The sequence below is a fragment of the Streptomyces thermocarboxydovorans genome (assembly GCF_039524635.1).
GTDB classification, from domain to species: Bacteria; Actinomycetota; Actinomycetes; order Streptomycetales; family Streptomycetaceae; genus Streptomyces; species Streptomyces thermocarboxydovorans.
In genome coordinates this window covers 1-12,675 of the sequence record NZ_BAAAGU010000041.1, presented here as the reverse complement: position 1 = coordinate 12,675, position 12,675 = coordinate 1, and the positions used below count along the sequence as shown (strand labels likewise).

The window sequence follows — 12,675 nt, the reverse complement described above, 5'->3', positions numbered from 1 at the left end:
GACGGAGCGCGAGCGGATGGCAGCGTTTGTGCCTTTCAGGGTGTATCAGCCGGGGGAGATCTTCAACTACCACTTCGCCATTCACAGGTGTCGCGCGGTCCGGGCCGTCCGCCGCTGAGGTCTCCCCGCTCGCCGGCCGCAGCCCGCCGCTCCCGCCGGGGCCCGGCGCCCGGCGCCCGGCGCTCCCACGCACCGCCGGCCGCTCCTGAGGAAGCCCGGCTGCGCACCCGGTTGGCCGCACGGCGGCCGGCTCGGCGACGGCAACATACCGGGTCCAACGAGAGGCCGAGCCCCAGGTCACCCGCATCCCGAGGGCATGTGCCGGGCGGGGCCGCCGCACACCGGGAACATTTATACGGACCACATAATCTGCGTGAAGTCAGGGCGGTTTTCGTGAACTCACCCGACGGGACGATTCGACAAAGCCGCCGAGGAGATCGGGCGGGCAATCCCCGCGCAATACCGGGATCCGATTCCCGCCCGGCCGGGAAAGCCGTCGCCAAAGGGTGAGGGCCCGCCCCGTGGTCCGGGGCGGGCCCTCACCCGTTTCGCTTCTCTCACCGGTTCTTCATGTTCTTCATGACTGCGGCCTGCTGCTCTTACCGACTTCTCACCGTCACTGATGCCGGTGGCGCCATCCGCGCCAGGCCGACTCGATCATCTCGTCCAGGCCGTGCCGGGCGGTCCAGTTCAGTTCCTGGCGGATCCGGTCCGCCGAGGCCACCACGCGGGCCGGGTCGCCGGGGCGCCGGTCGGTGATCTCGGGCTGCATCTGCTCGTGGCCGGTGACCTTCAGGATGCGGTCCACCATCTCCCGGACCGAACTTCCCTCGCCGCGTCCGATGTTGAGGGTGAGCGCCGTGCCCTCGGGAACGTCCGCCAGGCGACGCGCGGCGGCCAGGTGGGCGGAGGCGATGTCCTCGACGTGGATGTAGTCGCGCACACAAGTGCCGTCGGGCGTCGGGTAGTCGGCGCCGAAGATGCGCGGCGCCCTGCCCTCCTCGAGCCGCTCGAAGACCATGGGGATCAGATTGAACACGCCGGTGTCGGCCAGCTCCGGCGAGGCGGCACCGGCCACGTTGAAGTAGCGCAGGCTGGCCGCGCGCAGCCCGTGGGCATTGGCCGCCGCCTTGATCAGCCACTCCCCGACGAGCTTGGTCTCCCCGTACGGGCTGACCGGGGCGCACGGGGTGTCCTCCGTGACGAGATCCACATCGGGCATGCCGTACACGGCCGCGGACGAGGAGAAGACGAGCTTGCCGGCTCCGGCCGCGGTCATCGCCTCCAGCAGGGTCTGCAATCCGGTGACGTTCTCGCGGTAGTAGTGCAGCGGCCGCTCGACGGACTCGCCGACCTGTTTCTTGGCCGCGATATGCACCACGCCTGTCACAGCCTTGTCACGAATCGACTGCTCCAGCAGTTCCCGGTCCAGGACGCTGCCCCGAATGAAAGGCACCCCCTGAGGCACCCGGTCGGCACTTCCGGTGGACAGGTCGTCGTAGACGACCACGGACTCGCCGCCGGCGGTCAGAGCACGCACCACATGCGCACCGATGTAGCCCGCCCCACCCGTGACCAGCCAGCTCATTGTCATGCCTCCAGGGTCGTCTTGACTGCGTGCAGCCTCTTGTGCGGGCCATGGAAAATCGAGTCCGGCAGATGGTACACACCCCAGGAAATGTCACCAGATCAACCACTCATGAGGGGACCGTGACGCCACCCGGAAGGCACCCCAATTCGGGCAAGTCAGGAACCGGCCGACCCGTCGCAGGTCGGCCACCTCACCCACAGAATGTTCACGCGAATCCTTTACGCTGATGGACTGACGTGGCCGATTCCTCCAGGCAGTTGGACGCCGGGAGCCCGGTCGGCCCTCACAGCCCGTGCGCACGTGGTCGTTCTCGGAACAGGTTGTAAGGATGCCCAGACTCTCTCTCGTCGTCCCCGTGTACAAGGTGCAGGGCTACCTGTCCGAGTGCCTGGACTCCATCCTCGGGCAGAGCTACACGGACTTCGAGGTCATAGCGGTCGACGACTGCTCACCGGACGACTCCGGTTCCATACTCGACCGGTACGCGGAGCACGACGCCCGAATACATGTGATTCACCTCACGGAGAATGTGGGTCTGGGGCGCGCGCGCAATGCGGGTCTGGAGAAGACTCGAGGGGATTACGTCCTGTTCCTGGACAGCGACGACACGTTGTCCGAGGGCGCTCTCGAGGCGGTGGCCGAACGCCTGGAGGCCACCGGGGATCCCGACATCCTCATCTACGACTATGCGCGCACCTACTGGGACAACCGGATTCTGGCCAATCAGCGCGCGCATCTGCTGAAGCAGCAGGGCCCCGACGTCTTCCGCCTCGCCGACCGTCCGGAGCTGCTGGAGCTGCTCCAGATCGTCTGGAACAAGGCCTACCGCCGCGACTTCATCACCCGCACCGGCCTCACCTTCCCGCCCGGGTACTACGAGGACGCCCCCTGGACGTACTGCTCGCTGATCAGCGCCGAGCGCATCGCCGTGCTGGACCGGGTCTGCGTGCACTACCGGCAGCGCCGGCAGGGCGGCAACATCCTCAAGACGGTCAGCCGCAAGCACTTCGACGTCTTCGACCAGTACCGCCGCGTGTTCGACTTCATCGCCGAGCGCGAGCAGCTCGACGCGTGGCGGGAGCCGCTGTTCCGCAAGATGGTCGACCACTACCTGACCGTGCTGGAGCGGCCGGGCAGGCTGCCGCAGGACGCGCGGGCGGAGTTCTTCCACCGCGCCGCCGCCGACTACCGCACCTACCTGCCCGCCGGTTTCCGGCGCCCGGAGGGCGGCCGCGGCCGCAAGTACGCGCTGCTGGAGCGGGACGCCTACGCGGCCTGGGTGGGCGCCACCGCGGCGATCAAGGTGCGGCGCGCGGTGAAGCAGCGGGCCCGCACCGCGGTCACCCGGTCCCGGCGCAGCGCGATGGCCGCCTTCTACCAGTCGCAGCTGCGGCTGCCGCTCGACGAGAACCTCGCCGTGTTCTCCGCCTACTGGAGCCGCAGCGTCTCCTGCAACCCCGCGGCCATCGCCGCCGAGCTCGGCCGTCTCGCCCCGCACATCCGCCGGGTGTGGGCCATCCGGCCGGACGCCGTGGACCAGGTGCCCGAGGGCGTGGAGTTCGTACGGGTCGGCTCGCGCGAGTACTGGGCGGCGCTGGCCCGCGCCAAGTACCTGGTCAACAACGTCAACTTCGCGGACGCCGTGGTCAAGCGCGAGGGCCAGATCCATGTGCAGACCCACCACGGCACACCACTGAAGACCATGGGCCTGGACCAGCAGAAGTACCCGGCCTCCACCCACATGGACTTCGCCAAGCTCCTCGAGCGGTGCGACCGCTGGGACTACAGCCTCAGCTCCAACCGCTTCTCCACCGCGATATGGGAGCGGGTGTACCCGTGCCCCTACACCTCCCTGGAGACCGGCTACCCCCGCAACGACGTGCTGGTGAACGCCGGCGCCGCCGACGTCCGCCGGGCGCGTGCCGCGCTGGGGCTCGGCGCGGGCACCCGGGCGTTCCTGTACATGCCCACCCACCGCGAGTACCAGCCCGGCTTCGTGCCGAGCCTCGACCTCGCCCGCCTCGCCGACGAACTCGGCCCGGACGTCACGCTCATGGTGCGCGGCCACTACTTCTACGGCAGCTCGCCGCACGTGGCCGAGCTGCGCCGCAGCGGCCGCATCGTCGACGTCTCCGGCCACCACCCCGTGGAGGAGCTGTACCTGGCCGCGGACGCCCTGATCACGGACTACTCCTCGGCGATGTTCGACTACGCGGTCCTGGACCGGCCGATCATCACCTACGCACCCGACTGGGACATCTACTCCGCGGTCCGCGGAACGTACTTCGATCTGCTGCAGGAGCCGCCCGGCGTGGTGGCGACCTCGCAGGCGGAACTGATCAGGCTGCTCGGCTCCCACGAGTACGACGGGCCGGACGCCGCCGAGCGCCGCTCGGCGTTCCGGCGTCGGTTCTGTGAGTTCGACGACGGTCATGCATCCGAGAGGGTGGTCCGGCGCGTCTTCCTGGGTGAGAAGGACATGCTGCCGTTCGTCCCGTTCGCCGAACGATCCCACGCACCGACTCCCGCCCAGGCGCTCGAACTGGTCGAGCGGGCCTGAACCCCCGAAAGGAGACTGCACACACATGGCCCCTCGGCTCAGTGTCGTCGTCCCCATCTACAACGTCGAGCGCTACCTGCCCGCGTGCCTCGACTCGCTCGCCGCGCAGACGTTCCAGGACATCGAGGTCCTGATGGTCGACGACGGCTCACCGGACGACTCCGCCTCCATAGCCGCCGAGTACGAACGCCGCGACGCGCGCTTCAAGCTCATACGCAAGGAGAACGCGGGGCTCGGAGCCGCCCGCAACACCGGCATCGCGCACATGTCCCCGGACTCCGAGTACCTGACCTTCGTCGACAGCGACGACGTCATCCCGCCGGACGCCTACCGGCAGATGATCGCCAGCCTGGACGAGTCCGGCTCGGACTTCTGCACCGGCAACGTGCACCACCTCAAGGGCGAGAAGTCCTGGCAGGTGCCGCTGCTGAAGATGCTCGCCGGCGAGGCCCGCAAGCGCACCCACATCTCGAAGAACCCGAAGCTGATCGCCGACCGCATCGCCTGCAACAAGGTGTTCCGGCGCACCTTCTGGGAGCGCGAGGGCTTCTCCTTCCCCGAGGGGATCCTGCACGAGGACATCCCCGTGGTCGTGCCCGCGCACTACCGCGCCCGGGCCGTCGACATCATCGGCGAGCCCACCTACTACTGGCGGCTGCGCGAGGGCGAGTCGGCCCCCTCGATCACCCAGCGCCGCAAGGAGCCGCAGGCCATCCGCGACCGGGTCACCGCGGTGAGCATGGTCAGCGACTTCCTCGCCCAGCAGCCCGGCGAGGAGTTCGCCGAGTACAAGCGCCAGTACGACGACCGGGTGCTCCGCGACGACCTGCGGCTGTTCCTGAGAGTGGTGCCGGACGCCACGGCCGAGTTCCACGAGGCGTTCCTTGAGGCCACCAACCGCTACCTCGACATGGTGGACCCGAAGATCGTCATGGCGCTGCCGGCCGATCTGCGCGTCCAGTGGCTGCTCGTGCGCAAGCACGCCATGCCCGAGCTGATCGCCCTGCTGGCCTCGCAGCGCCGCAGGGAGCCGATCGAGGTCTCCGGCACGTTCCGCAAGTACGCCAGCTTCCGCACGCTCGAGGAGAGCGGCTTCGAACTGCCCAAGCAGGCACTGCGCATCGACAACGACCTGGACCTGCGCGCCCCGCTGCGCTCGGTGGAGTGGCGCGACGGCAAGCTGCACCTGTCCGGCGACGCCTGGATCGACAAGATCGACATGTCGACGAAGCGGAGCAGCGTCAAGATCGTCCAGCTGAAGCGGGACGGCTCCCGCCGCCGCATGTTCCTGCCGGCGAAGAACGTCCACCGGCCGGAGTGCACCACCGACTCGGGCCAGCAGCGCTACAACTACGACTGGGCCGGCTGGGAGCTGACGCTGGACCCCGCCAAGCTGCGCAAGGGCGGCAGCTGGCAGGAGGGTCTGTGGCACGTCGGCATCAACGTCTACGCCTCGGGCCTGGTGCGGCGCAGCGGCATCTGGGCCCGCGGCGGCTCGGCCGCGAACTTCCCGCCCTACCAGTGGCTCGACGAGGACTTCCGGCTGCTGCCCTCCGTGGAGCGCGGCGCGCTGAAGCTGCGCGTCGAGAAGGTCCGCGCCCTGATCACCGACCGCCGGCTGGACGGTGACGCGCTGGAGATCAGCGGCGAGATGCGGGTGCCGCTCAAGCCCGGTGAGACGCTGACCTTCCGCCTGCACAACGCCAAGAGCGGCGAGGTGCGCAAGTACCCCGTGGAACTGGCGCAGCAGGGCGGCCGGACGACCTTCCGCGCCCGGGTGCCGATCGCGGACGTGGCGCTCCTCGGCACCACCGCCGTGGACGACCAGGCGCAGCCCGACCGCCGCCGCTGGAGCACGGCGCTGCTGGCCACCGCCGCGGACGGCAGCGAGCGCCAGTTCAGCAGCGTGGTCCGGGAGGGCCTGGAGGACCTCTCCTTCGACCTGCCCGACTCCTTCGGCGAGGCGGGCGCCCACCGCGAGATCGCGGTGATGTCCGGCCACAACGGCTACTTGAAGATCATCGGCCGGGTGCGCCACGCCGTGCTCACCGGGACCGCGCTGGAGAACGGCAAGATCGTCGTGCGGGGCCGCGCCGCCCAGGCGCTCAAGGGCGCCGACCTGATCCTGAAGGCGACCAACCGCTTCGACGAGCGCAAGGCGAAGGTCGACTGGTCCGAGGACGGCACCTTCACCGCGGCCTTCGACCCCTCGGTCATGGGCGGCAACGGGCAGGTGCCGCTGCGCGCCGGACGCTGGAACCTGGTGCTGCGCTCCGCCGACCCCGAGGTGCCCGACGCCAAGTTCGTCATCGACCGGCTCGCGCTGCCCCAGTTCCCGCTCCACGCCGAACTGGGCGGCCGCCGCTACTGGTTCGAGAACCGCTGGAGCGACTTCCCGCAGCTCAACTGCCGCTCCGAGCTGAGCGACCTGGAGCGCGGCCCGTACCGCCAGCTGCAGCTGCGCCGCGAGGTGTACTACCCCGGCCGCCGGGAGCCGCTGCGCGACCAGGTGTTCTTCCTCAGCTACAACGGCAAGCAGTACTCCGACAGCCCCCGCGCCATGCACGAGGAGCTGCTGCGCCGGGGCAGCGACCTGAAGTTCCTGTGGGCGGTGCGCGACGGCCAGGTGGTCCTGCCGCCCACCGCCGAGAAGGTGCGCATGTGGGGCCGTGAGTGGTTCGAGGCGCTGGCCACCTCCCGGTACATCGTCACCAACGGCCATCTGCCCGAGTGGGTGGAGCGCCGGCCAGGGCAGGTGATCGTGCAGACCTGGCACGGCACCATGCTGAAGAAGATCGGCCACGACATCGAGACGCTCCACTTCGACCGCGAGTACCAGAACCGTCTGGAGCTCGAGGCGAAGAACTGGAGCCTGCTGGTGTCCTCCAACCGGTTCTCCACGCCGATCCTCAAGCGGGCCTTCTCCTACGACGGGGAGATCCTCGAGGCGGGTTACCCGCGCAACGACTACCTCTACTCGCCGGACCGCGACAAGATCGCGGAGAAGGTGCGCGAGACGCTCGGCATCCCCAAGGGCAAGAAGGTCGTGCTGTACGCGCCGACCTGGCGCGACGACCAGTCGCACAGCGCCGGCCAGTACCTGTTCGACCTGCGCATCGACCTCGAGGACGCCCGCAGGCGCCTGGGCGAGGACCATGTGCTGCTGATCCGCCGCCACTCCAACGTGGTGGACGCCGTGCCGGGTGCCGGCGACGGCTTCGTGTGGGACGTCTCGGAGTACCCGGACATCGCCGAGCTCTATCTGGTGGCGGACATGATGATCACGGACTACTCGTCCGTGATGTTCGACTACGCCCACCTGCGGCGGCCGATGCTCTTCTTCACCTACGACCTGGAGCACTACCGGGACACGCTGCGCGGCTTCTACTTCGACTTCGAGGCCGACTCCCCCGGACCGCTGATCTCCACCTCCGAGGAGCTGATCACCGCGATCCGGAACATCGACGAGGTGTCCGAGCAGTACAAGGAGCGCTTCGAGCGCTTCCAGAACCTGTTCTGCGACCTCGACGACGGTCACGCCTCCAAGCGGGTCGTGGACCGGATGCTGGAGCAGGCCAAGGAGGTCTGAGCTTCAGGCACGTGAGTGACAGGGGCCGGCCGGGTTCACCCGGCCGGCCCCTCCTCGTTGTCGTGGGTCCTCGTCCGCCGTTGCTTCAGCGGCGCAGCCACCTGCGCATCCGGCGCAGGGTGGCCGCCGTCGTCCTGCGGCGGGGCGCGGGACGCGACGAGCCGTGCGCCTGCGGCGCGGGCGCGGCCTTGGTCTGGTGCTCGGGCTTGGGCTGCGGCTTCGGCTTGGGCTTGGGCTTGGGCTTGGGCCGGGGCGCGAGCGTGGTGAGGGCGGCGAGTTCCTCCACCAGCCCCTGACGGATGAGCAGGCAGCGCAGCCGGGCCAGCGGCGGCAGCCGGGCGATGAGTTCGTCGGAGGCGTAGTCGTCCAGCAGCCGCCCGGCGAGCCGCACATGCAGGGCCTGGGTGTCCCCGGGCAGGCCGGCGAAGGGCTCGTTGAAGCGGCCGAGGATCTCCAGGACGACCCAGCGGTAGATCAGGTCGTCGCGCTTGCGGCCGGGCGGGACATGCTCCGCCACCAGGTCCAGCACGGCGCGGACGTTGGCGTAGAAGGGTCCGGGGTCGGGCTCCTGCTGCGTCAGATGCGCGGCGCCCTCGCGGCGGACCAGGTAGTAGCAGTCGTAGTCGGCCACCACGGAGATCGACCGGGCGAGCAGATAGGCCGCCACCACGAACACCTGCTCCTCCGCCAGCCGCAGCCCCTCGGCGAAGCGCAGGCCGTGCTCCATGACGAGCGAGCGCCTGAAGAGCTTGTGCGCGGTGAGGCTCCACACCGCGCGGGTGGTGTGGACGTCACCGCCCTGCACGTTCTTCCGGAACGGGGTGACGGGCGCCTTGCGGCCCACTCCCTTGATCCTGCCGAGCACCACATCGGCCCCGTCGCGGCGGGCGGCGGCCACCAGCCGCTCCAGGGCCTGCGCCCCGAGGTAGTCGTCGGGGTCGGCGAAGAACAGGTACTCCCCGGTGGCCATCTCGATGGCCCGGTTGCGGGGGCCGCCCGGCGCGCCGGAGTTCTCCTGGTGCACGACCCGGACGCGTCCGGGGTGCCGGCGGGCCCACACGTCGAGCAGGGCCCCGCTGCCGTCCGTGGACCCGTCGTCCACCGCGATGATCTCGACATGGCCGAACCCGATCGACTGACCGGCGATCGACTGCAGGCATTCCGTCAGGTGATCCCCGGCGTTGTAGACCGGGATGATCACCGACACGATCGGATCCGATGCGGGCTCAGCGCCCATGCGTTCCCCCACGGTGCAGAAGACGGCGTTCGACACGGCACACGGGCTGGTCGGTTCCCGTGTGCGGGGGCGGTCGGGTCACCGTTCCGGGCGAGGCATTCGATCGGATTCCGGTGATTCGTCAGTGGATGACGCCCCTGTAACAGTTGACGGGCGTTCACACCGATGGGTTGCTCCGGCCCGCCGAATGTGATCAGCAGGGCGCCTTACGGGAAAGGCCCGGCCGGGGCGACGACGCTCCCTCGGCCACCGGCCCGCAGATGCCTGCACCTGCTTTGACCGGTTCCGGTGGTCAAAGGTTGCACAGGCCAAAGACCACGATCAGGCCTCAGTTCCCGCCGGGCAGTTGTTCCCGCCGGGCAGTGGCGGAGGGAGCGGTGTGGGGGCCGTTCGTCCCTAGAACGGGTCGAAGTCGTCGAACTCCCGCTCGGCTTCGTCGCGTTCGGCCTGGCGGTCGCGGCGGCGCTGGGCGGCCGGGCGGGGCGCCTCGAAGCGGTGGTCCTCGCCGCGCCGGCCGAGCATCTCGGCGCCCGCGGACATGGACGGCTCCCAGTCGAAGACGACCGCGTTCTCCTCCGGTCCGATGGCCACGCCGTCACCGGCGCGGGCGCCCGCCTTCACCAGCTCCTCCTCGACACCGAGGCGGTTGAGCCGGTCGGCGAGGTAGCCGACGGCCTCGTCGTTGTTGAAGTCGGTCTGGCGCACCCAGCGTTCGGGCTTCTCGCCGCGCACCCGGAATAGGCCGTCGGCCTCGCGGGTGACGGTGAAGCCGGCGTCGTCCACGGCCTTGGGCCGGATGACGATGCGGGTCGACTCCTCCTTCGGCTTGGCGGCACGCGCCTGCGCGACCAGCTCGGCGAGCGCGTACGACAGCTCCTTCAGCCCGATGTGGGCGACGGCGGACACCTCGAAGACGCGGTAGCCGCGCGCCTCCAGGTCCGGCCGCACCATCTCGGCCAGGTCCTTGCCGTCCGGGACGTCGATCTTGTTGAGGACGACCACGCGGGGACGGTCGTCGAGGCCGCCGTACGCGCGGAGCTCGTCCTCGATGACGTCGAGGTCGGAGACGGGGTCGCGGTCGGACTCGAGGGTGGCGGTGTCCAGCACGTGCACCAGCACGCTGCACCGCTCGACGTGCCGCAGGAACTCAAGCCCGAGGCCGCGGCCCTGGCTGGCGCCCGGGATCAGACCGGGGACGTCCGCGATGGTGTAGACGGTCGACCCGGCGGTGACCACGCCCAGGTTCGGCACCAGCGTGGTGAAGGGGTAGTCCGCGATCTTCGGCTTGGCGGCGGAGAGCACGGAGATCAGCGAGGACTTCCCGGCGCTCGGGTAGCCGACCAGCGCCACGTCGGCGACGGTCTTCAGCTCCAGGACGATGTCCCGCACGTCCCCCGGCTCGCCGAGCAGGGCGAAGCCGGGCGCCTTGCGCCGCGCGGAGGCGAGGGCGGCGTTGCCGAGCCCGCCGCGTCCGCCCTGGGCGGCGACGTAGGAGGTGCCGTGCCCGACGAGGTCGGCGAGCACATTGCCGGCCTTGTCGAGCACCACGGTGCCGTCCGGCACGGGCAGGACCAGGTCCTGCCCGTCCTTGCCGCTGCGGTTGCCGCCCTCGCCGGGCTTGCCGTTGGTGGCCTTGCGGTGCGGCGAGTGGTGGTAGTCGAGCAGGGTGGTCACGGACTGGTCGACGGTGAGGATCACATCGCCGCCGCGCCCGCCGTTGCCGCCGTCGGGTCCGCCGAGCGGCTTGAACTTCTCGCGGTGGACGGAGGCACAGCCGTGACCTCCGTTACCCGCGGCGACATGCAGTTCGACGCGGTCCACGAAGGTGGTCATGGTGGGGTGCCTCCAGAGACGTTCAGGAAAATGCTTGTCTTGCCACGCGTTCCGCACGTGGCTCTTGCCACGCGTTCCGCACGCAGCAGGTCATACGCGTCTTAACACGCGAAAGGCGGACCCGCCTTCCCGCCCGGGAAGTGAGGTCCGCCTCGCGAAGGTGTCCGGCGCTGAATCAGGCGATTCAGGCAACCGGGACGATGTTCACGACCTTGCGGCCACGGCTGGTGCCGAACTGCACCGCACCGGCCTGAAGCGCGAACAGAGTGTCGTCGCCGCCACGGCCGACACCGGCACCCGGGTGGAAGTGGGTGCCGCGCTGACGGACCAGGATCTCACCCGCGTTGACGACCTGACCGCCGAAGCGCTTCACGCCGAGCCGCTGGGCGTTCGAGTCGCGACCGTTACGGGTGGACGATGCGCCCTTCTTGTGTGCCATCTCTCCTCAGTCCCTTACTTCGCAGCCGTGGGGATCTCAGTGACCTTGATCGCCGTGTACTGCTGGCGGTGGCCCTGCCGGCGGCGGTAGCCGGTCTTGTTCTTGTAGCGCAGAATGTCGATCTTCTGGCCCTTGTGGTGGTCCACGACCTCGGCCCGGACCTTGATGCCGGCCAGCACCCACGGGTCACTGGTCACGGAGTCGCCGTCGACGACGAGCAGGGTCGAGAGCTCGACCGTGTCGCCCACCTTGGCGGTGGAAATCTTGTCAACCTCGACGATGTCGCCCACTGCAACCTTGTGCTGGCGACCACCGCTGCGCACGATGGCGTACACGCGATCTCTCTTTCGCTCGAAGAACGGCACCCCCGCAGGCCAGCCGCTCGGCATGAACGCGAACGGCCTCTTCCGGACACCTCGGTGCCCGGAAGGAAGAGGTTTACGGGGATGTGGCGGTCCCGATGGACACGTCGACGGTCAAGGGTACGGGGCCCGCACCCGAGGGGTCAAACCGGGCCCGCGCCGTCCGCGACGGACGTCCGGTAGTCGGCGTAGGCGCCCTTGATCTGCTCCGGTGACAGCTCCAGGTGCTCCAGGATCGTGTAACGGCCCGGCCGGGTCTCCGGCGCGAACTCCACCGCCCGGACGAACTCCTCGTCGCTGAACCCGATCTCCTCCGCCAGCACCGGAAGCCCGTGCCGGCGCAGGGTCTCGGCCATCAGCCGCGAGCCCTGCTGGTCGCCGCGCAGATGCATGGCGAAGGCCGCGCCCAGCCCCACCTGCTCGCCGTGGCTCGCCGCACGCCTGGGGTACAGCAGGTCGAGCGCGTGGCTGATCTCGTGGCAGGCGCCGGAGGACGGCCGGGTGTGCCCCGCGATGGACATGGCGATGCCGGACATCACCAGCCCCTCGGAGAGCACGGTGAGGAAGCCGTCGTCGCCCGCGGCGCCGGGGTGCCGGAGCACCGCCTCGCCGGCCTGGCGGGCCATGGCGGCGGCCAGGCCGTCGACCTTCTCGCCGTTGACCCGGTGGGACAGCTCCCAGTCGGCGACCGCGGAGATGTTGCTGATGGCGTCGCCGATGCCGGAGCGCACGAAGCGCACGGGCGCCTCGCGGATCACGTCCAGGTCGATGAGCAGGGCGATGGGCGTCGGCACACCGTAGGAGCCCCGGCCCGCGTCGTTGTCCAGGATGGACACGGGCGAGCAGATGCCGTCGTGCGAGAGGTTGGTGGCGACCGCGACCATGGGCAGCCCGATGCGGGCCGCCGAGTACTTGGCGCAGTCGATGACCTTGCCGCCGCCGAGGCCGACGACCGCGTCGTAGCGCCCGGACTTCATCTCGTCGGCGAGCCGGACGGCGTCGTCGATGGTGCCGCCGCCGACCTCGAACCAGGTGGCGCCGGGAAGCGAGGGCGCCACCCGCTC

8 protein-coding genes are annotated in these 12,675 nt (G+C 69.7%); 2 read left to right on the top strand and 6 right to left on the bottom strand.

The annotated features are described in order from the left end of the window. Window positions 1–616: 616 nt before the first annotated feature. On the bottom strand, window positions 617–1,588 hold the full coding sequence (gene galE / locus ABD198_RS19640) for a UDP-glucose 4-epimerase GalE (RefSeq protein ID WP_344003548.1): 972 nt from the start codon (window positions 1,586–1,588) through the stop codon (window positions 617–619). A gap of 331 nt (window positions 1,589–1,919) precedes the next feature. Here galE and ABD198_RS19635 point away from each other — a divergent pair, with 331 nt between their 5' ends. Both ABD198_RS19635 and ABD198_RS19630 read left to right on the top strand, forming a co-directional pair. Beyond that, window positions 1,920–4,151, top strand: a complete 2,232-nt coding sequence (locus ABD198_RS19635; RefSeq protein ID WP_344003416.1) for a bifunctional glycosyltransferase/CDP-glycerol:glycerophosphate glycerophosphotransferase — start codon at window positions 1,920–1,922, stop codon at window positions 4,149–4,151. A 25-nt stretch (window positions 4,152–4,176) separates the two neighbouring features. Further along, the gene (locus ABD198_RS19630; protein ID WP_344003413.1) at window positions 4,177–7,740 is read left to right on the top strand and encodes a bifunctional glycosyltransferase/CDP-glycerol:glycerophosphate glycerophosphotransferase; all 3,564 of its coding nucleotides are present in this window, start codon (window positions 4,177–4,179) and stop codon (window positions 7,738–7,740) included. Between the two features lie 85 nt (window positions 7,741–7,825). Here the strand turns inward: ABD198_RS19630 and ABD198_RS19625 are convergent, their stop codons facing one another. The 5 genes from ABD198_RS19625 to ABD198_RS19605 form a co-directional block, all read right to left on the bottom strand. Continuing rightward, window positions 7,826–9,013, bottom strand: coding sequence for a glycosyltransferase family 2 protein (locus ABD198_RS19625; RefSeq protein ID WP_344003410.1), 1,188 nt, complete (start codon window positions 9,011–9,013; stop codon window positions 7,826–7,828). Window positions 9,014–9,373: 360 nt separating this feature from the next. After that, window positions 9,374–10,810: a GTPase ObgE gene (obgE, locus tag ABD198_RS19620; RefSeq protein ID WP_344003407.1), complete on the bottom strand. Its 1,437-nt coding sequence runs from the start codon at window positions 10,808–10,810 to the stop codon at window positions 9,374–9,376. Between the two features lie 184 nt (window positions 10,811–10,994). Further along, complete coding sequence (gene rpmA, locus ABD198_RS19615; RefSeq protein WP_073938528.1) at window positions 10,995–11,249, bottom strand: 50S ribosomal protein L27; 255 nt, start codon at window positions 11,247–11,249, stop codon at window positions 10,995–10,997. 14 nt (window positions 11,250–11,263) lie between these two features. Continuing rightward, the gene (gene rplU / locus ABD198_RS19610) at window positions 11,264–11,584 is read right to left on the bottom strand and encodes a 50S ribosomal protein L21 (RefSeq protein ID WP_167996413.1); all 321 of its coding nucleotides are present in this window, start codon (window positions 11,582–11,584) and stop codon (window positions 11,264–11,266) included. Between the two features lie 170 nt (window positions 11,585–11,754). Then, the coding region (locus ABD198_RS19605) for an iron-containing alcohol dehydrogenase family protein (RefSeq protein ID WP_344003402.1) at window positions 11,755–12,675 on the bottom strand (921 nt) is incomplete at its 5' end.

Bases quoted from the DNA above. Each gene is read 5' to 3' on its own strand.
- galE (WP_344003548.1), bottom strand. From the start codon at position 1,588: ATGAGCTGGCTGGTCACGGGTGGGGCGGGCTACATCGGTGCGCATGTG.
- ABD198_RS19635 (WP_344003416.1), top strand. From the start codon at position 1,920: ATGCCCAGACTCTCTCTCGTCGTCCCCGTGTACAAGGTGCAGGGCTAC.
- ABD198_RS19630 (WP_344003413.1), top strand. From the start codon at position 4,177: ATGGCCCCTCGGCTCAGTGTCGTCGTCCCCATCTACAACGTCGAGCGC.
- obgE (WP_344003407.1), bottom strand. From the start codon at position 10,810: ATGACCACCTTCGTGGACCGCGTCGAACTGCATGTCGCCGCGGGTAAC.
- rpmA (WP_073938528.1), bottom strand. From the start codon at position 11,249: ATGGCACACAAGAAGGGCGCATCGTCCACCCGTAACGGTCGCGACTCG.